Origin of the sequence: Leucobacter komagatae (assembly GCF_000834055.1) — a bacterium.
In the GTDB taxonomy this organism is placed as follows: domain Bacteria; phylum Actinomycetota; class Actinomycetes; order Actinomycetales; family Microbacteriaceae; genus Leucobacter; species Leucobacter komagatae_A.
The window spans coordinates 1-26,303 of the sequence record NZ_JXSQ01000005.1; the positions used below are offsets into that span (position 1 = coordinate 1).

A 26,303-nucleotide genomic window follows, 5' to 3' on the forward strand; every position below is an offset into this window, starting at 1 on the left:
CGCCGCCGCCACCGCCGCCAAGCAGTCCCCCAAGGATGCCGCCAAGGACCGGCGCCGCCGAAGCTCCCGTTCGATCCGCCGCCGGATCCGCCACCGTATCCACCGCCGCCACCCCAGCCGGATACGTCGTTCACGGCGAGTTGATAGGCGGCGCGCGCGTACTGCGTGGCCTGCTGGGCCGCCTGATACGACTGGGCCGGGTCCTGCGCCGCATAGTGCTCGGCAAGCTGCAACTGGCGTTTGGCCTCGGCGAGCCTGGTGCGCGCTGGCGCCCCGATCGCCCCGCGACGCGTCTCGATGAACTGCTCGGCAGCAAGCACTTCCGTACGTGCCGGGACGAGCGCTTCGTCCCGCGCTGCCTCGGCTCTGCGCAACCGCTCGGTGTTCTCGCGGGCCGCACCGATTGCCGCGTCAATCTGCACATTCACCTCGGCGGCAGCCGCAAGCGCTGCGATCGGGTCGCCGGCTGCTCCAGCGGCGAGCACGGTAGATACCCGCTCGCTCGCGAGCTGGAGCGCCTGTCGATCCTGTTCACCCGCAACCGGGAGAAGCTGCGCAACGACCTGCAGGTCGCCGCGGAGATCCGCCGCCGCGGCTTCATACTGCTGCGCGCTCTCGGCGAGTTCGCCAGCGAGTACGTCGGGTGACTGAACGAGGGTGCGAGCCTGTTCGATGGCGGCTTCTCCCGCGCGAAGCGAGACCGCAGCCGCGGCCGTTTCCCCTGCGGCGAGTTCGGCCGCTGCCCCCTCGACGCACTCGCCAACGAAGGTGAGCCGCGCCGCCGCCTCGCCGAGGTTCGCGGTGAGCTGCGCGGCGATTTCGGGGGCGTAGGATGCGGCGATCGCGGTTGCCCGGTCGTGCGCCGTCTGGAGTTGCGCCCCGACCGCAGCATGCTGTGCCCTGAGCTGCTCGAGCACCTCGGGGCCCCGCTGCTCGACCTCCCGCAGTTCGGAGAACGACTCAGTGTGCGCGTCAAGCGACGTCTTCGCGCCTTCGCAACGCTCGATGATCTCGGTGAGCCAAGCGCGACGGTCCTCGTCGCTATCGGGAATGTTGTCATCGAGTTTCTGCCTGAGGGCGAACGCGGCGGCGAGCTGTGTTCTCGCATCCGCGATCGCCGCCGCAAACGGCTCGGCTGCTGCTGCACCGAACTGTGCTTCAGCAAAACTCAGCTCCTGCTCGCTGCTGCGAAGGTCGTCGTCGACACGGACGAGCAGTGCACTGGCGCGTGCTTCGAGCTCACCCAGGGAGAGCGGGGCATCACCAGCGGCGGCCTCACGGTCCCGCTTTTTCTTCCTGGAGATCACCACACCGGCTGCGACGCCTCCGACGACGACAACGCCGCCGACGACGGCAACCGCAACCCCGGTACCATTCGACTCCGGATTGAGCACTGTCTTCTCAATCCCGTTCAGTGTCGCGCCGACAACACCCTTCCAATCGCCGCCCTTGAGCGCGGGCCGGACATAGTCGTTCGCGAGCTTGTCATACTGCGCGTCGGTCATGAGCGCATCCGCGACGTTGAGGTCGTAGAGGCGATCGTCCACCGCGATGCTCAGGAGCACGCCGTCGTCACCGAGGAAGTTCTTCTGCGCGGTCGCGGCGCCCCACTCCTGCGGGTCCGCTGGGGCGCTGAACGTATCGACGTAGACGACGAAGAGCTGGACACCGTGCTCTGCCGCGAATTCCGTAACCTGTTGCTCGAGCTTTCCTGTGTCGGAGCCGAGCACCGATCCGCTGGTGCCATCGATGACGTACTTGCCTGCAAAGGCCGGCGGTGGCGTCGCGGTCGCGGCTGCCGGTGCGAGCCACGCCAGTGCTGCGAGGGCGGCAAGCCCGAGAACCGTTGCGACCCGCTTCATCCGCGATCCCCTATCGTAAAGGCCGCGCGGATGTCCACGCGTGTCCGTTAGGCATAGTTTAGGAGTGCAGTGCGGGCAGCGCTAGTGGTATCAATGGCTTCCATATTGAGAGCATGTGCTCTGGCTGTGTTGGTCGCAGCCAGTGTTGAGCGCGCATCCCGCGCACCGCATGAATCAACGTTCTGGCATTTGACACCCAGAGCCTCGCACACGGCGTCGCGTTGTCTCCCCTCCCGGACTGGCTGATCTGCACCGAAGGCGGTCACGAGTCAGGGCAGCCGAGGACTACACTGACCAAATGATCACTGCAGGCCTCACGCTCGCCGCTCTTGCCTCGGCACTCCACATCTACATCTTCTATATGGAGTCGATCGCCTGGACGAGCCCGCGCGTTCGCGCAACCTTCGGCACGAGCGAAGAAGAAGCGAATGCGACGAAGGAGATGGCACTCAACCAGGGTTTCTATAACCTGTTCCTCGCGCTGGTCGCCCTCATCGGGATCGCGCTCACGTGGCTGGGTCCAACCGGGCCAGGGCTCGCACTCGCATTCGCGGGAACCGGGTCGATGCTCGCTGCCGCCCTTGTCTTGTTCATCACTTCCCCATCGAAGCGTGCGGCCGCCGTCAAGCAGGGAACGCTGCCCCTTCTGGCAGTCGTTGCCCTGCTTGTCGGCGTAATCAGCTAGCGCACAGGCCAAGAGCTGTGCGTGTCGCTACCCAACGGGGTGGGGCCGCTACGGGCGAACGGCTGCGATCGCTTCAATCTCAACGAGCTGGTCATCGTAGCCCAGCACTGTGACGCCAAGCAGTGTGCTCGGGACATCGTGCGAACCAAACTCTTCACGCACGACACCCCAGGCCTCAACGAGGTCTGCTTGGCGAGTCGAAGCCACGAGCACCCTGGTGCTGATGACATCTTCGATGGTGGCGCCGGCTTCGCTCAGCGCGGCTTTCATGTTGTCGAGGCACTTCTGTGCTTGGAGAGCGAAGTCGCCAACACCAGCCGTGGTGCCGTCGTCGTTGAGCGGGCATGAACCCGCGAGGAAAATCAGTCTCGAATCGGCGGGAGCGGTTGCCGCGTATGCGTACTGGACGACGTCAGAAAGCGATTCGGAACGGATGAGTGAAACTGCAGTCGGCAAAGATAGACCTTCTTGGTAAATACGACACGAATAGTGAGCTTCCAAGTCTACCGTCAGGCGCTCGCCCCTGGTCCGATGCGTGGCGGCACTATCCGCTCGCGGCGCCGCTCAGTCAGCACACCTCAGCGGTGGCTTTGAACGGAGGCTGCGAGCAGTGGACACCACTGCTGCCGAATTATTTGAGCGGATGACGAGATTCGAACTCGCGACCCCAACCTTGGCAAGGTTGTGCGCTACCAGCTGCGCCACATCCGCATTTTTCGCCGCCGGGCTGGCGACTCGTATAACTGTATCGTGTGGCGAGCACTCTTCGGAAATCGTGGCGGCTATGCGGCGCACTCGCGCGATTCATCACCTCCGCCGCAGGTCGCTGAAGGAGCTCCCCGGGCGAATGTGGCGTTCTCGTAGGAATGCCGAACGGAGGAACTGAAGCGTCGCCCATCGAGACCAGTGGTGCTCTGCCGAAGGGCGGGCTGCGCGAGAACGCGATCCTGCCGCTCTTCGAGAGGCACTCGTCCCTGAGCCGGGGGTTCCTTCTTGAGCTGTGGTCCGCGCAATAGGCATGCGCTCCCCACCACGTGAAGTAGTCCCGGAACAGCAATAGCCCCGTGCTCACTCCACGAGGAGTTGAACACGGGGCTATGTTGTCCCCGCATGAGTCAGGCTCGGCGCCGCCTGGCCACGAGCGAAACGCCGGCCCCGATGATGAGTGCACTCGCACCGGCAAGCCACACCGAGCTCTCCGCGCCGGTGTTCGCGATCGGTGCTGGCACCGTATTCACGGGCTCCTCCGACTCGAGCACAGCGTCAGTCTTGTCAGTGTCTGGCAGTGGCTCCGGCTTCACTCCCCCGTCAGGCTTGCCGCCCTCACCGCCAGGGTTTTCACCCTCGCCTCCCTCACCCTCGGTTCCCGTGGTCACGCACTCGCCAGCCTCGTTGAGCGCTTCACCCTCAGCACACTCGGGCTCCCCCGTTCCGGGCTCTTCCTTCGCTGCGACAGTCACCGTGACCGCCTCGGAAACGGACGCCGCGTAGTTGCTGTCACCCGAATACGAGGCCCGAAACGTATGGACTCCCGCAGGGAGATCATCAATGTCCACAGATGCCACACCGTCAGGCCCAAGGTCTTCGGCCCAGGACTGCCCGTCGCCCTCGCCAGTAAACGTGACTGTCCCCGTGGGAAGCAGAGCAGTGTCACTAGCTTCTATACGTGCGGCGATACTCACCGAGTCACCTTGCGTCACCTCAGTGGCGCTTGACGTGAGCACAACTGGAGATGGCATAAGCCGCTTGAGAGTCACGGGAAGTGCCGATTCCTGTCCTGCAGCGTTGCGCACGGTGACCTCAAAGGAGACAGTACTGGCCGCTCCCCACTGGTAGATGAAGAAGCCGTTGGGCAAAACGTCGAGCGTGCCAGTAGTTGGCTCCGTGCGCACGGAGTAAGTGACCTTGCTGCCAGAACGTTCAGCAACGAACGGCTCAAAGGAGGCCCACACGTCTGTCGCATCCGGATACGTCAAATCGGCTGGAGTTGTGACAATCGACCCTGGGAGGTTCGGGCAGTACAGTTCTCCAGATTGGAGCGGCAGCTCTTCAAGCCCGTTTCCGGCGACACTCACCACCGTCGCTTTGATCGGGTTTTTAGTTGGCCTCTCCGTCAGATCAAAGCCGACAGAGAAACTGGGAAGCGGCCCCATCGGACCCACCCGGTAGGAAGGTTCTCCTAGCTGTTTGTCCCCGTCGCTGAGGTCGATCCTGAGGGATTCCACACCGAATCCGGTGTTGTCCCGGTCGAGCACAATACCTCTGACTGATACCGACGCCTCGGTGAGAGTGCAGGTAGCCAGTCCAAGAGATACGCTTTCGACCTGGCCTGCTCGGGCGGCAGGGGCCACCACAACGGCTGGTGCAAGAGCGAGCGTCCCGACAAGGACAGCGAGGGTGGTAATTAATATACGGCGCATCTGTCGAACCTAACCTGCCCTTATTGGTCACACCAGCGGTTTATCCAAAATGTGCGCGATTTGCACAATGGCGTGCGCAAAATGACGACCACGTTCAAGAAACGGGAACCGCTGACGCGGTTACTCCTTTCGTTTCGAACCCAAGTGGGCGTCGCAACCCACCTAACCGCTCACAGTGAGAGGGTGCGTACGCGCCCCACAATTGGAGTAGAACGTGCCACTTGACCCTCTCGCCCGCCGAAGCGCAGTGATTGCAGGCATCGATCAGGAACGGGCGGGCCCGCGGCGGGTCCTGAGGCCAGGCAGACCTGGAAATGAGCTAAGCCCACGTATCCCGCAGGACAGGCTTGCCGCTTTCAGGAAGCGCCGAACCAGCGACCTGGCGCACACGGTGCCAGAAAGGCAGCCAGAGTCGCCAAACGCGTGCCGAACACACAAAAGCCCCGAACTTCCGTTTCGGGAAATTCGGGGCTTATGTAATAACTATCTGTGCGCGATACTGGGATCGAACCAGTGACCTCTTCCGTGTCAGGGAAGCGCGCTACCGCTGCGCCAATCGCGCCTGTTACAGGCTATTCAGTTGTTATTCGAGGTGGCGACGGGATTCGAACCCGTGTATACGGCTTTGCAGGCCGCTGCCTCGCCTCTCGGCCACGCCACCGTATCTTGTTGCCACCAAAAGCGACCGAGAATACTCTCGGCCACTCGAGCGGATGACGAGATTCGAACTCGCGACCCCAACCTTGGCAAGGTTGTGCGCTACCAGCTGCGCCACATCCGCATTTTCGCCGCCGTGCTGGCGACTCGTATAACTTTATACAGCCCGGGCCTCGGGCGCAAATTCATCCCAAAGCCCCGGGCGTGGCGCGGGATCGTTACCCGTTGGAAACGTGTCATACAGGGGCTTTTCGGCCTACCAAAGATACGATTGCCCATATGTCACGGAGCACAGGGAAGCGCATCGCGCAGGGGGTCGCGGTCGTTCTGGCCGTCGCGATAGCCGCCGGCGGTGTCGTTGCCTATTCCTACCGGTCAGACATTCGAGACCACTTCGTTGCGGCATCTTTCGATCCTTCCAAACGGATCGAGCAGATCCGCGAGGAGATCCAACTCAGCTCAAGCGGAAATCGTGTCTTTCTCGCCTCCCAGCCGACCATCGGGGGCAAGAAGGAGTTCAACCGCTGGTGCGCCGCAGTGGACCACACCGAAGAGGGCCACGTTCTCGGCTGCTTCGCTGAGCGACGCATCCGCCTCTTCGAGGTCACCGACAAACGCCTCAACGGCGTTGCCGAGACAACTGCAGCCCACGAGCTTTTGCATGCGACGTGGGTGCGACTCAGCCAAGATGATCGTGCGACCCTCTCGAGAGAGCTCATCGCAGAGTACGACAAATTGTCAGCCTCGGATGAGGAATTTGCTCAGCGAATGAGCGTTTACGAGTCCCTCTCAGAGCCAGCCTTTGCGAACGAACTGCACTCCGTCCTCGGAACCGAGGTGCGCGACCTTCCACCGGAGCTTGAGGAACACTATGCCCAGTGGTTCACGGACCGGTCTGTCATCGTGAACTGGTACGACGGCTATCACACCGTTTTCACCGAGCTCAAAGCAGAGGCAGACAGGCTCGCCGCCGAGCTGGAAGCATTGCGCGTCGACATTGAGGAGCGGAGCGCAAACTACGACACAGCGGTCGAACAGTTCAATGCTGATGCCGCAGATTTCAAAGAGCGCAACGAGCGCTACGAGTTCTCTGGCGACAAGCCGCTCTTCGACTCCATCAGGGGCCAGCTACTCGACCGCCAGGAAGGCCTTGAGGCCGTGCGCCGCGAGATCCAGGCAGACTCCGACCGCTTCAACGACCTCCGCGAGCAACTCATGAAACTCAACGACGTGAGTCTGGAGCTGAACGACATCCTCGACAGCACGATCCCGGAGCCGCTCTCAGAAGTCGAGAGCGCATAGCGCTCCCCTGCTCCGCGACTTACTAGACGCTGTCGCCACGCTGGTCGATGTGCGAGCGAGCGCGCCACTGTGTATGATCGTGTAGTCGCCGCAACCCATGCGGATCGGGCGTTTGGCGCAGTTGGTAGCGCGCTTCCTTCACACGGAAGAGGTCGTCAGTTCGAGTCTGGCATCGCCCACCACGAGAAGACCCCCGGCCAGGCCGGGGGTCTTCGTTTTATCCGGCGGGTGGGGTGCTGTTCGGCTCCGCCCGGCTACACTCCAGGCGTCCAGCCCGTATTTGCGGGCTAGTCGCCGATACTCGGACGCGGCCTAGCGCATCAGCTCCGCCTCGTCCCGAGCGCCCCCGCCATGAGCCAGGCCCGGATTCACACAGTCAGATCAGTAGAGCACGGAGACGTTCCGGGGTCTCGTAGCCGTAGGGTGCCGAGCCAATCTGAGCCGTAGTGTCATTGCTTGCGGTGGGTGGGGTGTGCTCGGACATGGTGACGCCTTCCGTGAAGGAGGCACGCCACCGGCACCCGATCAAGTGCAACTGGGAAGTAAGCCCGGCGCAGTTAGCTCGCGGGATCAGCGATGTGTCTGACCAGCCACGCCATGAGTGGTTTCGCGCCTCGCCAGACATCTCGGATCGCATCCCGCGCTCTGGTTGTGTGCATCCAGTCGCCTCTCGGCCATTCCTGGATGATGGCAGCGCCTTTCCATCTCAGATATCGGATGCGTGGATGCTCTGCGGAGTAGCCACGCGGCGCAGTCTTCAAGGGTTCCTCCGCGCCGTGGGAGACCGGAAGTGATCGCGCGGCGAGTGTGTCGATCAGCGCTTCAAACTCGGTGCCGCTCGTGTGGTCATCGATCGCGGCTCGATATCGGCGTAACTGATCGTGGGCCATAAGCATCGCCCCGCACCCTGTGACGACGCGCGTGGCGGAGACTTCGAGGTAGCAGCCGTTCCCACCGACGGCTTGCGACTCGCTGGTCGCCCCTGCCCAGAGCTTGTAGGGCGACTTATCGGCGGAGAATCGCACGTCGCGATTCGGGCGGAACATCCGCAGCGGCCCGAACTCGTCGGAGAGGTCGGCGAGCAGGGATCGCATCGGCGAGCGAACGTCGCACTCCCAACGTTGCCTGCTGGCTTGCCAGAACGTTTTCGTGTTGTCGTTTTCCAAGTCGGTGAAGAACTCGAACAGGCCCGGCGGGAACCCCAGGAAGCCGCTCATGGGTGGCCGCCCGTGACGTGGCGGTTGTAGTCCATCGCGATTCTCACCCAGGCAGCGAGTTGGTCGCCACCTTCGATCGCCTCTGCCGCGACCTCGATCCACCCCGGCCCCATGTCGCGTCCAGGCCCCATGTCGCGTCCAGGCCCCATCTCGGCCTGCATCGCCCCCGGCCTGGCGAGCAGCTCAGCGTGCTGCACGCTATCCACTCGCACGAGGAGACCGCCGTCCTTGAGGGCGCTGACGATCATCTTCTCGTTCACCATCACGGATCTGCCGCCGAACATCGACACCTCGCGCACCACCGGCTCGTCGGCGAGCAGAGCGCGGAGACGTTCGATGAGCGCAGCCTGTTCGGGAGTCACGACAACCTCCGGCTCAGGCCTGCGAGGGCGGCCCGTAAGAGAGCCGGTCGAAGATCAGCACGCTCTCCGTGATCTTCCCGCCAGTGACGGTGAAGTATTCGGCCGCGGGTGTCGTTGAGGTTGCGGCGGTCTGCGGGTAGTAGAACAGCGCGACCCGATCCCCGTCCACGAACTCGGCGATATCGCCGATACCGGTGAGCATCGGGGCGAAGCCACCGATGAACTCCCGATACGCGTCCTTGCTTTCCAGATCGACCCCCGGGGCGCGGCACCTGATGTCATCCGAGACGCAGCCCATCGCGGCGTCGATGTCGCCGCTCGTCCACGCCTCGTGGTACTTCCGCACGGTGTCGTAGGCGCTGTGTGTGGTCATGAGGTTCTCCTGTTCGTCGTGCTGCGAGAGCAGCGAGTGAGCGGGTTCAGTCCGGGAGCGGGTGCCAGGGGTCTGGCCCAGCGTCGCCACCGGCTCCGGCGATGGCGAGACGGGGCAGGAAGTTCGCCCATCCGTCGGCGTGACCGCGCACTTCGGTCTCGGGCAGATCGGAGTGGCAGAGGTCAACACGGGTGCCGCCGTCGATGCGTGTGAGCCGGAACTCTACCGTCGAAGCTCCTGCGGGAAGATCGTCGCTTCCGGCGAACCCCCACGACACCACCACACGGCTCGGTGGCTCCACGTGCAGATATTCGCCCCGCACGGGATGACCAGCGATGACAACGGCGAACCGCCCGCCGGGAGTGGGGTCGAGTTCGGCGTACTGCCCCATCCAGGCCGTCATGCCGTCATTGGTGGTCAAGTACTCGAACACCGTGTCCGGTGCGGCGGCGATCTCGATGAAGTCGCGGAACTCAGACATGATCCTCGGCCTCCCGGGCCTCGATCGCAGCCTTCAAATCAGCGAGCTTCCCGGGCCAGAATTCATCCAGATAGGAGCGCACCGCCGCCAAACCGTCGGTATCGACCGCGAACAGATGACGCGTTCCCTCCCGAGTGCCGACCGCGAGTCCGGCTTTGCGGAGCACCCCGAGATGATGCGAGGTCGTCTGCTGCGAAAGACCGACCTCCTGAGCGATCGCGCCGACCGGCTGTGGAGTAGATCGGATCACCCGCAGGATCGCCCGCCGGTTCCCGTCGGCCAGCGCACGCAGCGCCAGGTCAAGGTCTGCCACTGCCTCAGCACTCATTCGAAGCCTCCTCGCCACGGATAACCAAACTAACACAAATCACTGTTTGTACTCACTTTGACATGTGCAGGACTGCTCCACGACGCCACCCCAAGAAGCCTCTCCGTCTGAATGAACGTCTGTCACCTTAGGTATTAGGTAAGTACATGAGATAGGCGAGGTGGTCACAATGTATGGAGGCGTGGTCCATTTCCGGGGCACCAGAGCCGATGCCATGCGCTATGTCGAGGTCGACCGTTCCCGCACCGATGCCTACTACCTGTGTGATGCCATCGGCATCAGCTACACCGGGGACAGCGCCTGGGAAACCGACTCTCTGGTGATTGTCGGCGACCAAACGACGCTCTCAGCGTCAACCACAGCGGGCCAGCGCGCCACATGCAGGATACTGCTCGACGGGGAGCGTGAGATCGCCGCCACCACCGGAGAACCCGGCGAGGCCTTGGCCTGCGAGGCGACAGCTCCAGCGTTCGCCAAATAGACCGGGGCAACCGCCGGGCGCTTGCCGGGCCCGGCGGCACGGCGCCCAGGGCCACCGCAAGGCCGCGCGTCGCTGGCGGGTGCAAAACTCCCAGGGAACGCAACACACAGGAGCGGTGCGTCACTGCAGTAACGAGCGCGCCCGCCAGCGACAGCGTGGAATAGCACGCGGCGGGAAGCCCCGCTCCCAAGCTGAGAGCTGGGGCTATTCTCACCTCTTACATCGCTTTCCCCCGCGAAGTACCCACGTGATGCACAGACTCCGGGCGCAGGCTGCTTGAAAGAAGTAACTACTTCTGGTTAGGAGCATCACCCATGAATCAGCAAGTGTTAAGCACTCCGGAAGATCTGTTTCGGTACCAGCTTCGGAGCGTTCTCACGATGGAGCACCACTCCCTCGAAGCGCTCGGAGACCTGCACGAAGCAGCATCGGATAGCAAAGTGAAGAAGCTCTTCTCACACCACGCGGACGAAACGCGTGAGCAGATCGACAAGATCGGAAAGGTCTTTGCGGCGATCGGTGTCCATGAATCCTCCGCCCCGTCCCCCGCAACGACGGGCATCAAGGACCAGGCGGCCTCCCTCCTCGGGAAAGCAGAACCGAAACTGCAGAACCAGATCGCGGTGATGAGCGCGCTTGGCAACGAGCACTTTGAGATAGCGAGCTACGACGGGTTGATCCTGTCGGCAACCGCGCTTGGTCTCAGCGATGCTTCTTCCCTACTGCAGGAGAATCTCGACCAAGAGGTCCACACAAGCAAGGAGCTCAGGGATGTCCTCAAAGATCTCCTCTCCTCCAGCTAGCGGACGGCCGAAGCCGCGTCCGCCCAAGTCCCCCGACAGAGCACAGGAGCAACCGATGAAAGAGAAGAAGCACGAGAGCGAAGAGACGCTCGATGAGCCAGTGATGGACGGTTCAACCGAGGAAGAAGCAAGCAACGTCGACCCGAGAAAAGGACAGAGCGACCCTGCGCTGATCCGTCACCCCGAAAAGGACGACAAGACCTCCGCACCCTACAACCTGTAGCACCCACCCCAGGGCGCACGTTGAGGACCTCCCCGCGGATGCGGGACCGGCCCTCAACGTGCGCTTCGGCGCGGTGGTGGCGACCTGGTGGGAGGCGCACCCCGCGCTACGCTTGCGAGCATGGAAACGATGCCAAGCGCAGCCGAGGTCTCCCCTCCCGCGGACACGGCAGCCGCCCAACGCTCGCACGCGCGCGGCAAGTCTCTCGTGGCCGCCGACGTTCTCGTCGTCGGGGCGGGAGTCGTCGGCGCCTCAATCGCCTACCACCTGGCGCGAGCCGGGCGAGCGGTGACCGTCGTCGAGCGCGGCGAGGTCGGGGGCGGGGTCACGAGCGCTTCGTTCGGGTGGGTCGGGCTCGCCAAAAGCGAGGCGAAGGCGTACGCGGAGCCGCTGCGAGCGAGCGCCGCCGCCGAGTTCGCTCGGCTGCGCCGTGAGGATCTTGCGCCGTTCGGGCTGCGCGAGTGCGGCGCGATTTCGTGGGAGCCCACTGAGGACGAGACCCGCGCGTTCGTGGCCGAGCACCGGGCGATCGGACACGATATCGAGCTCATTGCACGCGAAGAGGTGCTCGCACGCGAACCGGGGCTCCGCACGGCGCCCGCGCTCGCCGCATACGCGAGGGGCGACGCCGCGGTGGATCCGAGCTCCCTCGCCCGCTCGCTGATCGCAGCAGCAGCCGCGCACGGTGCGCACATCATGACGGCCACCGGGGTCACCGAGCTCCTGCGGGAGGACGGTTCAGTCACCGGTGCCCTGACTTCGCGCGGCGCCATCCATGCAGGGACGGTCGTGCTCGCCGCAGGAACGGCGACGCCCGCGCTCGCCGCAACGCTCGATCCTGCGAGTGGCGGCGCAGCCAGCCCGACGCTCGCCGTCGACGCCTCCCCCAGTTGCCTGCTCACGTTCGCGACGCCGGAGCCGCTCGTGCGCGGGATCCTGTCGACGCCAGCGTTCGAGCTCAGGCAGCGGGACGCGACAACGCTTCTCGCCGCAGAGGACGTGCCCAACGGATTCGGCGGCGCCCCGGCCGAGCTCGCCGCCGAGACGCTGGCCGGGATCAGGAGCGGCCTCGCAGGCGGCGCTGAGGTCACGCTCATAGACGCGCGGATCGGGGATCGGCCGACGCCGCGAGCGGGAACGCCCCTGCTCGGATTCGTTCCCGGTGTTGCGGGGCTCTACATCTCAGTAGCGCACCCAGGCGTGATCCTCTCGGCGGCTATCGGCCGGCGAGCCGCCGAGGAGCTCGCCTAGCCACCCCACACCCCGGGTCACGCACCACGCCGGTCCGGCTGGCAGCTCCGCCGGCGACACCCCGCACCCCCGACGATCCGCGGCCCCGCTTTATAGAATTGGCAGGCACCGCCGCACCGACGGCGGCGAGTCATGCACAAGGAGTCCATCATGCTCACCATTGCCGACGTCGAAGCGGCTCAGCACCGCACAGCGCCCCACGTGCGCACGACCCCACTCATCCGGGTGGAACCGATTGGAGGGGCGGATGTCTGGCTCAAGGCCGAGTACATGCAGCGCTGCGGCGTGTTCAAGACCCGCGGCGCGTTCAACAGGCAGCTTGCGGCACGCGAGCGCGGCGAGCTCGACCCCGCCGTCGGCATTGTCGCCGCCTCCGGAGGCAACGCTGGGCTCGCAAACGCGTTCGTCGCAGCGCAGCTCGGTGTGCCCGCGACAGTGTTCCTCCCCGAGGGCGCGCCCCGCGTCAAGGTGGATCGCCTCACGCAGTACGGCGCGACAGTCGTGCAGCACGGGAGCGAGTATGCGGAGGCCTTCGAGGCCGCCCAGCGGCACGTCACGGCAACCGGGGCGCTGTTCTGCCATGCCTATGACCAGCGGGACATCGTCGCGGGTGCGGGCGTCATCGGGCTCGAGATCGTCGCGGATCTGCCCGACGTCGACACGATCGTCGTCGCGGTTGGCGGAGGCGGCCTGTATGCCGGCGTCGCGGCTGTTGCCCGCGCACACGGCGTCAGGGTCGTCGCCGTCGAACCGGAGAGCATCCCGACGCTCAGGTCCGCGATGAGCGCTGGCGGCCCCGTCGATATCGCGGTCTCCGGCGTCGCCGCAGACTCGCTCGGTGCGAGGCGGATCGGCGAACACGGCTGGGCTGCCGCCGCTGCGGAGGCACCGGTGAGCGTGCTCGTGGATGACACCGCAATCCTCGCGGCCAGGCACACGCTGTGGCAGGAGTACAGGATTCCCGCGGAGACGGGAGCGGCTGCGGCCTACGCGGCCCTCACCTCGGGTGCCTACCGTCCGGAACCTGGCGAGCGCGTCGCGGTGATCAACTGCGGTGCGAACACCGACGCAGCGACGCTCGACGCCCCCCGTCGCGACGCTGCTCGGCTAGTCGGCCTGATCAGCGGCAAGCCCGGCACACGCGGCGCCGCGCACGCTCCCGCGGGAGATGAGCGCGGGGCCGCCGCGTGCCGTTACTGGCAGCGACGCCGCGCGAGCATCGGCCGCTCGGCGTCGCTGCTGTTCGAGACGGTGTTACTTCTCGTTACCGAAGGAGTCGTCGAGCTTCTGCTTGATCTCCTCGACCTTTGCCGAGTGGGAGCCGCCGGTGATCTTGTTCGCGACGTCAGCGAGCGATCCGAGCACCTTGTCGCTGACTTCCTCAGCCTTGTCGCTCTTGAGCGCGCCCTTGATCTTGTCGGCGTTGTCCGTCACGAACTCTTTCGCCTTACCAGCGGTATCCGTGACGAAGTCCTTCGCCTTGTCAGCAGCCTCCGCCGCCTGCTTCCCCAAATCTTCGTTGGCCATGAGTGCACCCTTTCGGAAAGGGCGCCGATCGTTTCGGCGCACTGATTGCATTATGCACTGGTCTTGCACAGACAACAACAAGATTTTCGCCAAGCTTCCCTGGGTGAAACCGCTGCCACACCGCAGTCCAACCCACCGGGACCCTGAAGTCGTCGCCAGCCGCTCTGATAGCGTTAGCGTGTTCAGCCGCGCCGCCGCAGCCAAATCGCGTCGGGCTCGCCCGCGTGAGCGGCATCGCAGTGGCCTGGTGCACACACGCATCACCTCCGTGCCGCACGCGGCGCAACTTCGCGGATTCGCCCCGTCGGGCGACTCGCGCCAGAAGGGACAGTGCAGTGAAAGAGACAGTCGACCAGCGCGAACTTGAGAGCCGCATACTGAAGCTGCTCGCCGACGAGGACCTCAAGGAACTCGGCCACACGGTGCAGGATGTCGCGCCGGAAGACATTGTCCTCACGCTCGAGCGGCTCACTGAGAACCAGCGAGCAATCGTGTTTCGTCTGCTCCACAAAGACGAAGCACTCGAGGTATTCGAGGCGCTCGACCCCTCCGTGCAGAGCGACCTCGTCCACGGCCTGCGAGACACAGAGGTAGCGGAGCTCTTCGAGGGCCTCGACCCAGACGATCGAGTCTGGCTGCTCGACGAACTCCCTGCGACACTCGCCCCGAAGCTCCTCCTCGGCCTCTCCGACAGGGAGAAGCGACTCACCGCAGTCGTCCTCGGCTACCCCCAGGACTCCGTAGGCAGGCGCATGACGCCCGAGTACGTGACGACACGTATGGACTACACCGTCGCAGACACCATGGTGCGCCTGCGCGATCGCATCGATGACGCTGAGACGATCTACCTGCTTCCAGTGCTCGACGACGCGCGGCACGTGGCGGGCGTCGTGAGCTTGCGCGATCTCATCGCAGCAAACCCAGACGATGTCATCGCCAACATCATGAGCGAAGCCCAGAGCGTTCGCGCCAGCGACGATGCGGAACACGCCGCACGAAAGCTCACTGAGGCAGGATTCGTCGCCATTCCCGTCGTTGACAGCGAACGCCGACTCGTCGGTCTCCTCACATTTGATGACGCGATGCGGATCATCGAGAACGAGGAGAGCGAGGACTCCGCCAGGCAGGGCGGCGTCGAGCCCCTCAGGCGCCCATACTTCGCGACGCCGATCATGCAGCTCGTCCGCAGCCGTGTCGTCTGGCTGCTCGTGCTCGCCGTCGGCGCGACGCTCACGGTGCAGGTCCTCGACGTGTTCGAGGGGACCCTCGCCGAGGTGACAGTGCTCGCACTGTTTGTCCCGCTCCTCATCGGAACAGGTGGCAACACCGGCAACCAGGCTGCGACAACAGTCACGCGCGCACTTGCGCTTGGCGATGTCCGCGCCCGCGACCTTGCCAGAGTGCTCGGCCGCGAAGCCAGGGTCGGCCTCATGCTCGGCCTGCTACTTGGCACGCTCGGCTTGGTGCTCGCTGGCTTTGTCTACAGCTGGCAGATCGGCGCGGTCATCGGCCTCACACTCGTCGCGATCTGCACGGTCGCAGCGACGATCGGAGGCATCATGCCGCTCATCGCGCGCTGGGTGAAGGTCGACCCAGCCGTGTTCTCAAACCCGTTCATCTCCACGTTCGTCGACGCGAGTGGACTCATCATCTACTTCCTCATCGCGCGCGCAATCCTTGGCCTCTGACCGGGCGCCCATCTGGGTCACCGCGGCACGGAACGCGCAAGCTCCGTGAAAAGCACGCGGACCGCTCGATGACTCTCCGCTGGCGTCTCGCCGGCAGCACCAGCCAGCTGCCCTGAGCCGGAAGCAGCGAACGCCGCCTCGGCCTGCGTGCTCCAGCGGATCCAGCCGTGCCGCCACACCGTGACGCCAAGGTCAGCGGCGAGTTCGACAGCCGCGACCGACTCGTCAGGGAGCGCGGCGCTCAACCGGTCGCGGAACAGGTCGGCGACGACCCTGTCTTGCGCCACCGCGTATGAACGGATTGCCGGATCGTGGTTGATGAGCCAGTTAATTCTGCGGTGCTCGTGCGGATCGGGCGGGCCTTCCTGGACGAGCACCACGTCCCCGATGCGCTCGATCGCTTCGAGCGCATCGCCGAGGCTCCGAACTTCGAGCGGCAGCGTCGCAGCCGCGTCAAGGTAGCGGCTGTGTCCCGCGAGCACCGCAGCCTCCTTGCACTTGAAGTAACGAAAGAACGAACGGCGGGAGATCCCCGCAGCCTCGGCGATCTCCGCAACGGTCACCGCAGCGATCCCGCTGCGCTCAGCCAGCTCAACCGCGCACGAGTGGATCCGTTGCCTGGTCTCCCTGTTGCGGCGCTGCCGAATGCCCTCGTCAGTGCTGGGGCCCGACTCACCGAAGAAGAGGTTCCCGTCGCTCGTGGCGCGCGCACCTTCCGGCTCACAAGCTCCCTCACCAGAATCGGTCTGCACTGCGCGCTCCTTGAAAGTCGGACTCGCCCGCGGCCGCGGACTCGCCAAAATCTACCGCGTTTGCGCCATTCGCACAAAATTCCGACACAGTGTGCCACAATTTACTGTCGGCCAATCGTTGCCGGCCGGAAAGCGAACACCTCCAGTGACTCCCCAGCAGGCTGACACCAGCCCCACTCCAACACCACGAACCATCACCGCCGTTATTGCGATCCTCGCGATCTCCGCATTCGTGATGATCCTCAACGAAACCGTCCTCAGCGTCGCACTCCCGCCTCTCATGGCGGAGTTCGGCGTTGGAGCGACCACGATCCAATGGCTCACGACGGGCTTCCTCCTCACGATGGCCGTCGTCATCCCGACGACCGGATACCTGCTCAGCCGCTTTTCGATCAGGACGCTATTCATCGCGGCACTGATCCTCTTCCTGCTCGGCACAGCGCTCGCCGCGGTCGCGCCGAGCTTTGGCATCATGCTGCTTGCCCGCGTGATCCAGGCGTGCGGCACCGCAATTGTCATGCCGTTGCTCATGACCACGACGCTCACGCTCGTACCCCCGCAGCACAGGGGAACGGTGATGGGACTGAACTCGATCGTGATCTCAGTTGGTCCAGCAATCGGACCGACACTGTCCGGTGTCGTCATCGAAGCGCTCAGCTGGCGCTGGGTATTCGGCCTCATGGTCCCCGTTGCGATGATCGCCCTCACGATCGGCCTATTCCTGATGCCGCGACTCGGCGGCGGCAAGCGAGTCCCGCTCGACCTGCCCTCGGTCGCGCTCTCCGTCCTCGGCTTCGGCGGCGTGATCACCGCTGTCTCCTCAGCCGCCGAGCTCACGCGCGGCTCACTCGTACCCCCGATCGCGTTCGCCGTCGGTGTGGCTGCGCTCGTCATCTTCACGCGCAGGCAGAAGTCACTGCAGGCCAACGGCGACGCGGCGTTGCTCGATCTACGCCCCTTCGGGCAACGGAACTTCCGGTTGTCGGTCACCGTGCTCACCGTCGCGTTCGGCGTGATGCTCGGGACAGTAGTCGTGCTCCCCATCTACGCGCAGTCGGGTCTCGGCCTCACGGTGCTCGCAACAGGCCTGATCATGCTGCCAGGCGGGATCGCTCAGGGCGTGCTCGCGCCAATCGTCGGCAGGCTTTACGACGTGTTCGGGCCGAAGCCTCTCGTCATCCCAGGGGTGCTCGTGCTGTGCGGCGCCCAGTGGTGGTTGAGCACGATCAGCGCTGACACCACATCGGGGCAACTCATCGCGATGCACGTGACGTTCTCGGTCGGCATGGCGCTCGTGCAAACCCCGATGATGACGCACGCGATGAGCTCGTTGCCGCTGCCGCTCTACGGCCACGGCAGCGCGATCCTGAACACGCTGCAGCAGCTTGCAGGCGCGGCGGGAACGGCTGCGCTGATTGGAGCGCTTGCGATCGGCGCGAGCATGTCAGGTCTCGCAGACCCCGCCGCACAGATCGCCGGGGCAAAACTCGCCTTCGCCGTCGGCGGCTCGATCATCGTGATCGCCGTCGTCTGCGCACCGTTCGTAACACGCCATGCGCGGGAGGCTTCGGCCGCAACAAGCTCGTGAGCGGGTTACTTCAGACGGTGGAACGCGAGGACGCCGCGCACGGCTTCCGTGAAGCGCTCGCGATCCACCGTCGCCCCCTCACGCCGCATACCCTCGTGCGTGACCTGAAGAATCCGTTCCGGGGAGACGAAACTTTCACGGCCCTGCGAGTCCCAGGCGCCGCTTCCAATCGAAATGAAATCGCGGTGGTACTTCGTGCTCACGTAGCAGCCGAAGACCGTCGTCGCGTCAATACGACCAATGATGAGTACTGGCCGATCTTTGCCCCTGCCGTCGTTCTCGACGTAGGGCACCCACGTCCAGACGATCTCGCCAGGATCCGGATCACCGTCTTTGCGTGGCGCGTACTCAAGCGTTGCACCTTGCAGCTCTCCCGGAGCGACGTCGCGCGTCTGGCCGGCGCCAAATTGCCCTGGGCTCGACTCGTAGCCGCCTTGCGTTCCCGGCTTCGGCTTCGGCTTCGGCTTGAGAGTCGGGGTGTTCGCACCCTTCCCTGGCTGCGCCTCGGTGCGCTTGTCGAGCCCGAGGAGCCCCCTGAGCGCAACCCCTATCTGGTACCAGATGCTCGAGTTGTTTGCCACGGTTAGCCGATTTCGTGGGAGGTCAAGGCGTTCAGACGGGACTGGCAGCGCTGGTATTTCTTCCGGTAGCCGCCGTCGATCATCCCCCCACCAAAGATCTCCGTGAGCGGCAAGCCGGTCGAGCGGATCGGGATCTGTGCGTCGTACACGCGATCGATGAACGCAACGAACCGCAGCGCAGCTGACTGATCGGTGAGCTCGTGCACGCCCCGCAGTCCGATTGTCTGCACCCCGTCGAGCAGACCGATGTAGCTTGACGGGTGCACGGTCGCGAGGTGTGCAATGAGCCCATCGAAGCTATCGTCGGTCATGCGCACCCCGGAGGCTGCGAGGTCAGCGAGCGCAAACTGATACGCCTCGTCGCTCAGCGCGACGGCCTCACCCTCAAGGTCGCGCTGGCGGTAGTCGACGCCGTCGATGCGAATCGTGGTGAAGCGGTCCGCCATGGCCTGGATCTCGCGCATGAAGTCCGCCGCGGCAAAGCGGCCCTCGCCAAGTGCGTTCGGCGGCGTATTCGAGGTCGCAACGAACTTCGAACCGGTCTTCGTGAGGTCACCAATCAGGCGCGTCATGAGCATCGTGTCGCCCGGATCGTCGAGTTCGAACTCGTCGATGCAGATGAGCTTTGCCCCCTCAAGCACGCCAACCGCTCCCGCGTAGCCAAGTGCGCCGACCAAAGCCGTGTACTCGATGAAGGTGCCGAAGTATTTTCTGCCTGCCTGCGCGTGCCAGGCTGCGGCGAGCAGGTGGGTCTTGCCTACGCCAAAGCCGCCGTCGAGGTAGACACCCGGCTTAGACGTCTCCGCAGGCGAGGCTTCCGTCTTCTTCCGGCCAAAGCCGAAGAAGCCACCCTTCCCAGCTGAGCTTCCACGCGGCGACACGAACGCGCGAAGCAGGTCACGGGCTTTCGCCTGTGACTCGTAATTCTCATCAGGAACGTACGAGTCGAAGCTCGCGTTCGCGAACTGGGGCGGGGGCACGAGCGTCGCGACGAGTTCGGTCCCTGAAATGCGCGGATTGCGGTCGACCAGGCTGGCGAAACTGTGCGTTTGGGTAGCAGACATCCGCACCAGTCTACTGCCCGCGCCAGCCCGGCCGCGGGAGCTGCGCGACGAAGCTGAGCACAACCTGTTCCCAGCGCTCCGGGTCGGCGTTCCAGAGGCGAACGTGACCAGCCCCCGGGATGCTCACGAACTGCACATAGTCTGGCCGTTCTGCCGCGATCACCTGCGAGCCATGCCACGGCACGAAGCGGTCGTTCGGGCTCGCCAAGAGGAGCACGGGTACGTCGATCCCACGCGCGAGTTCCGCTGGCCGCAGCGCCCCAAAGTCGATCCCATCGTGCTCCCCTGACGCGACGATCCCGCGGCGGAGCATCCCCATGCCCCAGTCCGCGATCCACCGCGGCAGTCGGTGCTCGGTCGCCTTGTCTCGCAAGATTCCCTCCCAGTCGGCGCCGGGAGACTCGAGCACGACGCCGTCGATGACATCCCGGTGAGCGCCGCGAGCGAGGCTCACGAGCGCCGCAGTGCCACCCATTGACCACCCCATGAGGGTGACGCGCGCCGCGCCCCGCGCCCGGGCCTCACTGATCGCCGCATCGAGATCGCGGCTCTCGGAAATGCCCATGCCGTAACGCCCGTTGCGTCCTTCCGGCTCACCCCGATCATTGCGGTATCCGATGATCATGCTCGTCACCCCGGCACGCGCGAACGGCTCAACGCCGCGGAACGTCTCAGCAGGGTCGGCCCCGCGCCCGTGCATGTGGATCGCCCACCGCTGCTTGCGCTGACGTTTCGGGTGCACAACCCATGCCGACATCGGACCGAGCTCAGACTCGTAGGTGATCTCCTCGACGCGGTATCCGAGTTCCTCTGGCGACGTGTACCACCAGCCAACCATTCGGCCGAGCGCGCCGGCAACGAGCTCGCCACTGTCGACCTGCACAACCGCCCGGAGCACCTCTCGCCCCCTGCGCGCGAGCACCGGCCCGAGACGAGCGTGCCCGGTAGGGGCCGCCCCGACTCCCCCGCCAGCGACAGCACCTGGCGGATCAAACAGCAGAGACTGCTGGCCACGTGCGCCAGCGCCCTCACCCGCGATCCACACCGCCCCTGCGTCGCCGCCAGTGACGCGGAGCACCCGCACAGGCCGCTCAACAGACCGGTCGACGGTGACCGAGACACGCGCAAGATACGCTGCGAGCCCGACCGAGGCGCTCGCGGCCGCGGCCGCCAATCCCGCTGCCGTCGCACCCGCTACAGCGAGAGCCTGTCTCGTCTTCATGCCGACTCCATTCGGGGTGTGCGTGTATTTGGCCAGGCCCGGCGTGGCAGCACGCCAGGGCACACCGAGAACTCTAGTCTTCGGATGTGTCCACACCGCCTACGGCGCTCCCCGCCGACTTTGCTAGCGCAGCTGAGATGCTCCGCGACGTCACGCTGCGAAACGATCTTGCTGTGCGCGAAATTGCGCCTCCAGAGCGCATCGCCCCACTCTCCATCGCGTTCGCGGCAGGTGTCCGTGACGGCAGTGGGTCCGATCCTGAGTCGGTCCTCGACTCCGCAGCAGGAGCTGGCCGGTTCGTCCTCATGCACGATCCGGCATCTGCTGAAGAGTGGGGCGGGGATTTCCGCATCATCTGCTACGCGCAGGCACCACTCGAGCTCGAGATCGGCGTGGACCCGTTTATCTCTGACGTCTCGTGGTCGTGGCTCATAGACGCCCTAGATTCGCGCGGCGCGCAGTACAGCTATATTTCCGGCACCGCCACGAAGGTCCTGTCGAGCAGCTTCGGGGCACTGGAGGCTCGCGGCGACGGCGCCCAGATCGAGCTGCGCGCTTCGTGGACTCCGCTCGGCACCGACGTCGTAGCGCACTTCGAGGCGTGGGCAGAGCTCCTGTGCCTGCTTGCGGGCTTGCCCCACGAGGAAGGCGTTGCCTCCCTCACTCAACACCGCGTGCGGGCTCAGCGCTCGGCGGACAGTAAATGAGCGCCGAACAGTGGACGCTCGTCACCGATGATGCAGGGCTGCGCCGTGCGAGCGACCTGATCGCCTCCGGCGAGGGCCCCTTCGGTGTGGATACTGAGCGCGCTTCAGGGTTCACCTACTCAAACCGGGCCTACCTCGTGCAGGTCTTCAGGCGCGGGTCTGGCACGTTCCTGTTCGATCCTGTCGGCATCACCGACTTCACCCCGCTCGCCGCCGCACTCACTGGCGAAGAGTGGGTGCTCCACTCAGCGGATCAAGACCTGCCGAGCCTCGCCGAGATCGGCCTCGCACCTGAGCGCCTGTTCGACACGGAGCTCGGCTCGAGGCTGCTCGGCCTCGACCGGGTAGGCCTCGGTTCCGTCACAGCTGAGCTGCTCGGCATCGAGCTTGCAAAAGCACACTCCGCCTCAGACTGGTCGACGAGGCCCCTTCCGGAGCCATGGCTCGAATACGCTGCGCTCGACGTAGCACTGCTTCCAGACCTGCGCGACGCGGTCGCTGAGCGACTGCGTGACGCGGGCAAAAGCGAGTTCGCTGCGCAGGAGTTTGAGGCGGTACGCGTACGCCTGCCAAAGCCGAAGGCCGCTGAGCCCTGGCGGAAGCTCACCGGCGGCAACCGCATGAAGTCGCCGCGACAGCTCGCGATGACGAGAGAGCTGTGGACCGCACGCGACGAGCTCGCGCAGCAGCGCGACGTCGCTCCAGGCAGACTCATCCCCGACGCTTCGATCGTCGCTGCCGTTACGGCGAACCCGAGGTCCGCCGGTGAGCTCGCCTCCCTCAAAACGTTCAAGGGTCGCGCTAGCCGGTCCGAGCTTGAGCGGTGGTGGCGCGCGATCCTCCGCGGCAAGACGACCGAGGATCTCCCCGGGCCGAAACAACGCGAGCCTGGGACGATTCCCAGCCACCGCGGTTGGGCGCAGCGCCATCCAGAGGCTGCCGAGCGGCTCACCGAGCTTCGCGCGGTGGTCACCGCGGAGGCAGAGCGTCAGCACATGCCCCCGGAAAACCTCATCTCGCCTGCGCTGGTGCGGGAGCTCGCCTGGGCGCCGCCCTCCGACCCCTCGCCGGAGGGGATCGCGAATCGGCTCGCTGAGCTCGGCGCGCGACCCTGGCAGCTTGCACTAGTCGCACCAATACTCTCCGTCGTTTTTGTAGAGTAGCGATAACTTTCCCCTCGCGTTTCCCGCCGGATTCAAGCGATCCGCGCACCGGTACTGCGCCGCCAACGTGGAGTTCGTAGGATGAGATCATCCAACACACCACATGATGGAGGCGAAGTGGCCACAATGAGAGAAGTCGTGTTCGTAGACGGGGTTCGCACCCCGTTCGGTCGCGCAGGGGAAAAGGGCATGTACGCCGCCACCCGCGCTGACGACCTGGCAGTGAAAGCACTCCAGGGACTGATTGAACGAAACCCTGAGGTACCACTCGATCGCATTGACGACGTCGGTATCGCAGCGACAACACAGATCGGCGACCAGGGCATGACGATCGGTCGCACCGTCGCAATCCTGGCCGGCCTGCCAACGACCGTTCCGGGGTTCGCGCTTGACCGCATGTGCGCCGGCGCGATGACGACCGTGTCGTTCATGGGTGCTGCTATCGGTGCGGGTCAGTACGACCTCGCTGTCGCCGGTGGCGTCGAGCACATGGGCAGGCACCCGATCGGAGAAGGCGCAGACCCGAACCCGCGGTTTGTCGCCGAAAAACTGGTCGACCCGCAGGCCCTGAACATGGGCAACACTGCCGAGCGCCTGCACGACCGTTTCCCTGAGCTCACGAAGGAACGGTCTGACCGTTTCGGCATGCTCAGCCAGCACAAGGTGCAGGCAGCGTACGATCGCGGAGACATCCAGCCCGATCTCGTTCCCGTCGCGTACAAGTCGGCTGAGGGCTGGGGACTCGCCACGGAAGACGAAGGCCGACGGCCAGGCACGACGATGGAGGCGCTTGCTGCGCTGAAGACGCCGTTCCGCCCCCACGGCCGGGTCACCGCTGGTACATCGTCACCGCTCACTGACGGCGCAACGATGTCACTCCTCGCAGGAAGCGACACGGCCAAGGAGCTCGGGTTGCAGGCGAAGATGCGCCTCGTCTCGTTCGCCTTTGCCGGAGTTGAGCCAGAGGTCATGGGCCTTGGGCCAGTTCCAGCGACTGAGAAGGCGCTCAAGAAGGCCGGCCTGTCGATCAACGACATCGGACTGTTCGAGCTCAACGAAGCGTTCTCGGTTCAGGTGCTCTCGCTGCTCGATCATTTCAAGATCGCAGACGACGATCCACGCGTGAACGTGTGGGGCGGCGCAATCGCGCTTGGCCACCCGCTCGCCGCAACTGGCGTGCGCCTCATGATCCAGCTCGCCCGCCAGTTCGAGCAGCGCCCGGACGTGCGTTACGGGGTCACCGCGATGTGTGTCGGGCTCGGCCAGGGCGGCACCCAGATCTGGGAGAACCCCCACTTCGACGGCAAGAAGGGCAAGTAACCGCTATGACCGATTACACCAAGATTGATTTTTCCCCGATCATCGAGGCAGCAGCCGACGAGGTCATCACCGAGTCGTTTGTGCACGATGTGCGCCTCCCCTCCGGTGGAACGCTCGCGCTCATCACGCTCGACAACGGCCGCGACTACACGCGCCCGAATACCCTCGGGCCACGCACGCTGCAGGGCCTCGAAAAGGTGCTCGACGAGCTCAGCGCGCGCGCTGCCGCTGGCGAGATCCAGGCCGTCGCTGTGACGGGCAAGCAGTTCATCTTCGCCGCCGGCGCCGACCTGTCAAAGGTTTCGGCGCTCGCGACCAAGGAGAACGCGCGGCTGATGGGACAGTACGGGCACCACGTACTGCGCAAGTTCCACTCCGTTGGCGTGCCATCGTTCGCATTCGTCAACGGGCTTGCCCTTGGCGGCGCACTCGAGATCGCGCTCAACTGCGACTACCGCACCGTCGACTCCTCCGCGGCAGCGATCGCGTTCCCCGAGGTCTTCCTCGGCATCATTCCCGGCTGGGGCGGCGCAACGCTGCTGCCCAATCTCATCGGCATCGAGAACGCCCTGAAGGTCATCGTTTCGAACCCGCTGCAGAACAACCGCATGCTCAAGCCGAAGCAGGCGCTCGAGCTCGGAATCTTCGACACGATGTTTGGTGCTGCGAGCTTCCTTGAACAGTCGATCGTGTGGGCTGACAGCGTGATCACCGGCAAGACCAAGGTCGAGCGCCCGAACGAGCCGGGCAAGATCGAGCGCATGACCAAGTGGCCGATTGCCATCAAGGTCGCCCGCGACACCGTGAAGTCCCGTCTTGGTACCGCAGCAAAGTCGCCCTATGCCGCTCTCGAGCTTCTCGCTGCGGCCAAGGACAACGACGTTGAGGCAGGCTTCGCCCGCGAAGATGAGGCGCTTGCCGAGCTCATCTCCGGCGACCAGTTTGTCGCCTCACTGTACGCGTTCGATCTCGTGCAGAAGCGCGCCAAGCGGCCGGCGGGGGCTCCTGACAAGGAGCTCGCGAAGAAGGTGCAGCAGGTAGGCATCATCGGTGCGGGGCTCATGGCGAGCCAGTTTGCTCTGCTGTTCGCGAGGAAGCTGCGCGTTCCCGTGATCATCACCGATCTCGACCAGGGGCGCGTCGACAAGGGCGTCGCCTACATTCATGGCGAGATCGACAAGATGCACGAGAAGGGCCGACTCTCGAGCGACGACGCCAACCAGGTGAAGGCGCTCGTCACCGGGACGACAGACAAGTCGCTCTTCGCGCAGTGCGACTGGGTCATCGAGGCCGTCTTCGAGGAGCTTTCGGTGAAGCAGCAGGTCTTCGCTGAGATCGAGCCGATCATCGCCCCGGATGCCATCCTTGCAACGAACACCTCGTCGCTCTCCGTCGAGCAGATCGGCGCGAACCTCGCGCACCCCGAGCGGCTCGTTGGGTTCCACTTCTTCAACCCGGTCGCTGTGATGCCACTGCTCGAGGTTGTGAAGAGCCCCGCAACGGGCGACGAGGCGCTCGCCACCGCGATGACACTCGCGAAGAAGCTCGGCAAGAGTGCGATCATCACCGCTGACCGCCCGGGCTTCGTGGTGAACCGTTTGCTCGCCAAGGTTATGGGTGAGGCTGCGAGGGCGCTCGACGAGGGCACTCCGCTGCCGGTCGTCGAGAAGTCACTCGCACCGATCGGTATTCCGATGGGGCCGTTCGAGCTCATCGACCTCGTCGGCTGGAAGGTCGCGGCCCACGTGCAGGACACCATGGTGAACGCGTTCCCTGACCGCTTCTACTCCTCGCCGAACATGCACGCGATGTCGGAGCTTGAGGACCCGCTCGTCAAGAACAAGATCGGCAAGGTCGAGGACCTTTCGAAGTCCGCGAAGAAGGCCCTCACCTTCGGCAAGACCCCGGTCGAGCCAGAGGAGATCCTCCGCCGCGTAGAGGACGAACTCGCGAACGAGATCAAGATCATGCTCGACGAGGGCGTTGTCCACGCCGCCGAAGACATCGACCTCGGTCTCATCCTCGGTGCAGGCTGGCCGTTCCAGGCCGGTGGCGCGACGCCGTACCTGGATCGCGTTGGCGCTTCAGAGCGCGCATTCGGCGGCACGTTCCACGATCCTCGGATCGCAGCGCAGAGCTAGTCAGCTTCGCCAGCACAGCGCCCCGCAGCTTCTCTCTCCTGAGAGCTGCGGGGCGCTGTGCTGTCAGTAGCAGCGTACAAACGTCGTTCCTCGAGCGGCGGCGCA

24 protein-coding genes, 5 tRNA genes and 1 pseudogene are annotated in these 26,303 nt (G+C 64.8%); 14 read left to right on the plus strand and 16 right to left on the minus strand.

Annotated elements, in window-relative coordinates:
* Nucleotides 1-1,862: TPM domain-containing protein (locus SD72_RS18445; RefSeq protein ID WP_042543413.1), on the minus strand; the 1,862-nt coding region annotated here is incomplete at its 3' end.
* Between the two features lie 298 nt (nucleotides 1,863-2,160).
* On the opposite strand from SD72_RS18445, the gene SD72_RS05280 reads away from it, so the two are divergent.
* Nucleotides 2,161-2,547 carry a DUF1304 domain-containing protein gene (locus SD72_RS05280; RefSeq protein ID WP_042543414.1) on the plus strand — a complete coding sequence of 129 codons (387 nt, stop codon included), beginning with the start codon at nucleotides 2,161-2,163 and terminating at the stop codon, nucleotides 2,545-2,547.
* 48 nt (nucleotides 2,548-2,595) lie between these two features.
* Here SD72_RS05280 and SD72_RS05285 read toward each other — a convergent pair whose 3' ends face one another.
* The 6 genes from SD72_RS05285 to SD72_RS05310 all read right to left on the minus strand — a co-directional run bounded on the left by SD72_RS05285 (nucleotide 2,596) and on the right by SD72_RS05310 (nucleotide 5,748).
* Entirely contained in the window at nucleotides 2,596-3,003 is a 408-nt protein-coding gene (locus tag SD72_RS05285) for a RidA family protein (protein WP_042543415.1), read from the minus strand.
* Nucleotides 3,004-3,185: 182 nt separating this feature from the next.
* Nucleotides 3,186-3,258, minus strand: a tRNA-Gly gene (locus tag SD72_RS05290).
* A gap of 404 nt (nucleotides 3,259-3,662) precedes the next feature.
* Entirely contained in the window at nucleotides 3,663-4,622 is a 960-nt protein-coding gene (locus tag SD72_RS05295) for an Ig-like domain-containing protein (protein ID WP_198141875.1), read from the minus strand.
* A gap of 835 nt (nucleotides 4,623-5,457) precedes the next feature.
* A tRNA-Val gene (locus SD72_RS05300) sits at nucleotides 5,458-5,529 on the minus strand.
* Nucleotides 5,530-5,557: 28 nt separating this feature from the next.
* A tRNA-Cys gene (locus tag SD72_RS05305) sits at nucleotides 5,558-5,628 on the minus strand.
* A gap of 47 nt (nucleotides 5,629-5,675) precedes the next feature.
* A tRNA-Gly gene (locus tag SD72_RS05310) sits at nucleotides 5,676-5,748 on the minus strand.
* Between the two features lie 155 nt (nucleotides 5,749-5,903).
* Between SD72_RS05310 and SD72_RS05315 the strand changes: the two genes are divergently transcribed.
* Together SD72_RS05315 and SD72_RS05320 are read left to right on the plus strand one after the other, a co-directional pair.
* The gene (locus tag SD72_RS05315; protein WP_042543417.1) at nucleotides 5,904-6,926 is read left to right on the plus strand and encodes a hypothetical protein; all 1,023 of its coding nucleotides are present in this window, start codon (nucleotides 5,904-5,906) and stop codon (nucleotides 6,924-6,926) included.
* A gap of 106 nt (nucleotides 6,927-7,032) precedes the next feature.
* Nucleotides 7,033-7,108, plus strand: a tRNA-Val gene (locus SD72_RS05320).
* 375 nt (nucleotides 7,109-7,483) lie between these two features.
* On the opposite strand, the gene SD72_RS05325 is transcribed toward SD72_RS05320, so the two are convergent.
* From SD72_RS05325 to SD72_RS05345, 5 genes are read right to left on the minus strand one after another with little or no spacing between them, the layout of a single operon-like run.
* Nucleotides 7,484-8,143: a DUF2461 domain-containing protein gene (locus SD72_RS05325; RefSeq protein ID WP_042543418.1), complete on the minus strand. Its 660-nt coding sequence runs from the start codon at nucleotides 8,141-8,143 to the stop codon at nucleotides 7,484-7,486.
* Nucleotides 8,140-8,505: a TfoX/Sxy family protein gene (locus SD72_RS05330; protein ID WP_042543419.1), complete on the minus strand. Its 366-nt coding sequence runs from the start codon at nucleotides 8,503-8,505 to the stop codon at nucleotides 8,140-8,142. Before SD72_RS05330 ends, SD72_RS05325 begins: the two co-directional genes overlap by 4 nt.
* Nucleotides 8,506-8,518: 13 nt before the next feature.
* Complete coding sequence (locus SD72_RS05335; RefSeq protein ID WP_042543540.1) at nucleotides 8,519-8,878, minus strand: nuclear transport factor 2 family protein; 360 nt, start codon at nucleotides 8,876-8,878, stop codon at nucleotides 8,519-8,521.
* Nucleotides 8,879-8,924: 46 nt separating this feature from the next.
* On the minus strand, nucleotides 8,925-9,359 hold the full coding sequence (locus SD72_RS05340; protein ID WP_042543420.1) for an SRPBCC family protein: 435 nt from the start codon (nucleotides 9,357-9,359) through the stop codon (nucleotides 8,925-8,927).
* Nucleotides 9,352-9,687 carry an ArsR/SmtB family transcription factor gene (locus SD72_RS05345; RefSeq protein ID WP_042543421.1) on the minus strand — a complete coding sequence of 112 codons (336 nt, stop codon included), beginning with the start codon at nucleotides 9,685-9,687 and terminating at the stop codon, nucleotides 9,352-9,354. Before SD72_RS05345 ends, SD72_RS05340 begins: the two co-directional genes overlap by 8 nt.
* 181 nt (nucleotides 9,688-9,868) lie before the next feature.
* Here SD72_RS05345 and SD72_RS05350 point away from each other — a divergent pair, with 181 nt between their 5' ends.
* From SD72_RS05350 to mgtE, 6 genes and pseudogenes are all read left to right on the plus strand, one after another.
* Entirely contained in the window at nucleotides 9,869-10,168 is a 300-nt protein-coding gene (locus tag SD72_RS05350; RefSeq protein WP_042543422.1) for a hypothetical protein, read from the plus strand.
* Between the two features lie 314 nt (nucleotides 10,169-10,482).
* On the plus strand, nucleotides 10,483-10,971 hold the full coding sequence (locus tag SD72_RS05355; protein ID WP_042543423.1) for a YciE/YciF ferroxidase family protein: 489 nt from the start codon (nucleotides 10,483-10,485) through the stop codon (nucleotides 10,969-10,971).
* Nucleotides 10,972-11,026: 55 nt separating this feature from the next.
* Nucleotides 11,027-11,194, plus strand: coding sequence for a hypothetical protein (locus tag SD72_RS17690; RefSeq protein WP_157000470.1), 168 nt, complete (start codon nucleotides 11,027-11,029; stop codon nucleotides 11,192-11,194).
* Between the two features lie 120 nt (nucleotides 11,195-11,314).
* Complete coding sequence (locus SD72_RS05360; RefSeq protein WP_232299652.1) at nucleotides 11,315-12,445, plus strand: NAD(P)/FAD-dependent oxidoreductase; 1,131 nt, start codon at nucleotides 11,315-11,317, stop codon at nucleotides 12,443-12,445.
* 150 nt (nucleotides 12,446-12,595) lie between these two features.
* Nucleotides 12,596-13,525, plus strand: a pseudogene (locus SD72_RS05365) (threonine/serine dehydratase); the annotation flags it as partial.
* A 782-nt stretch (nucleotides 13,526-14,307) separates the two neighbouring features.
* Nucleotides 14,308-15,660, plus strand: coding sequence for a magnesium transporter (mgtE, locus tag SD72_RS05370; protein WP_042543425.1), 1,353 nt, complete (start codon nucleotides 14,308-14,310; stop codon nucleotides 15,658-15,660).
* A 17-nt stretch (nucleotides 15,661-15,677) separates the two neighbouring features.
* On the opposite strand, the gene SD72_RS16845 is transcribed toward mgtE, so the two are convergent.
* The gene (locus SD72_RS16845) at nucleotides 15,678-16,412 is read right to left on the minus strand and encodes a TetR/AcrR family transcriptional regulator (RefSeq protein WP_052492489.1); all 735 of its coding nucleotides are present in this window, start codon (nucleotides 16,410-16,412) and stop codon (nucleotides 15,678-15,680) included.
* Between the two features lie 145 nt (nucleotides 16,413-16,557).
* Here SD72_RS16845 and SD72_RS05380 point away from each other — a divergent pair, with 145 nt between their 5' ends.
* Complete coding sequence (locus SD72_RS05380) at nucleotides 16,558-18,000, plus strand: MDR family MFS transporter (RefSeq protein ID WP_042543426.1); 1,443 nt, start codon at nucleotides 16,558-16,560, stop codon at nucleotides 17,998-18,000.
* Nucleotides 18,001-18,005: 5 nt separating this feature from the next.
* Here the strand turns inward: SD72_RS05380 and SD72_RS05385 are convergent, their stop codons facing one another.
* Genes SD72_RS05385 through SD72_RS05395 form a run of 3 tightly spaced genes read right to left on the minus strand, consistent with a single transcriptional unit; the run spans nucleotide 18,006 to nucleotide 20,867 of the window.
* A complete protein-coding gene (locus SD72_RS05385) occupies nucleotides 18,006-18,581 on the minus strand; it encodes a type II toxin-antitoxin system PemK/MazF family toxin (protein ID WP_052492490.1) in 576 nt (191 codons plus the stop codon).
* 2 nt (nucleotides 18,582-18,583) lie between these two features.
* Nucleotides 18,584-19,645 (minus strand): cell division protein ZapE, encoded by a 1,062-nt coding sequence (gene zapE / locus SD72_RS05390; protein WP_042543427.1) that lies wholly within the window; start codon nucleotides 19,643-19,645, stop codon nucleotides 18,584-18,586.
* 10 nt (nucleotides 19,646-19,655) lie between these two features.
* A complete protein-coding gene (locus tag SD72_RS05395; protein WP_042543428.1) occupies nucleotides 19,656-20,867 on the minus strand; it encodes an alpha/beta hydrolase family protein in 1,212 nt (403 codons plus the stop codon).
* Nucleotides 20,868-20,953: 86 nt separating this feature from the next.
* On the opposite strand from SD72_RS05395, the gene SD72_RS05400 reads away from it, so the two are divergent.
* The 4 genes from SD72_RS05400 (at nucleotide 20,954) to SD72_RS05415 (ending at nucleotide 26,198) form a co-directional block, all read left to right on the plus strand.
* The gene (locus tag SD72_RS05400) at nucleotides 20,954-21,574 is read left to right on the plus strand and encodes a DUF3000 domain-containing protein (protein WP_084766800.1); all 621 of its coding nucleotides are present in this window, start codon (nucleotides 20,954-20,956) and stop codon (nucleotides 21,572-21,574) included.
* Complete coding sequence (locus SD72_RS05405; protein WP_042543430.1) at nucleotides 21,571-22,737, plus strand: ribonuclease D; 1,167 nt, start codon at nucleotides 21,571-21,573, stop codon at nucleotides 22,735-22,737. Before SD72_RS05400 ends, SD72_RS05405 begins: the two co-directional genes overlap by 4 nt.
* Before the next feature lie 126 nt (nucleotides 22,738-22,863).
* A complete protein-coding gene (locus SD72_RS05410) occupies nucleotides 22,864-24,057 on the plus strand; it encodes a thiolase family protein (protein WP_420038417.1) in 1,194 nt (397 codons plus the stop codon).
* A 5-nt stretch (nucleotides 24,058-24,062) separates the two neighbouring features.
* On the plus strand, nucleotides 24,063-26,198 hold the full coding sequence (locus SD72_RS05415) for a 3-hydroxyacyl-CoA dehydrogenase NAD-binding domain-containing protein (protein WP_042543432.1): 2,136 nt from the start codon (nucleotides 24,063-24,065) through the stop codon (nucleotides 26,196-26,198).
* Nucleotides 26,199-26,303 lie beyond the last annotated feature (105 nt).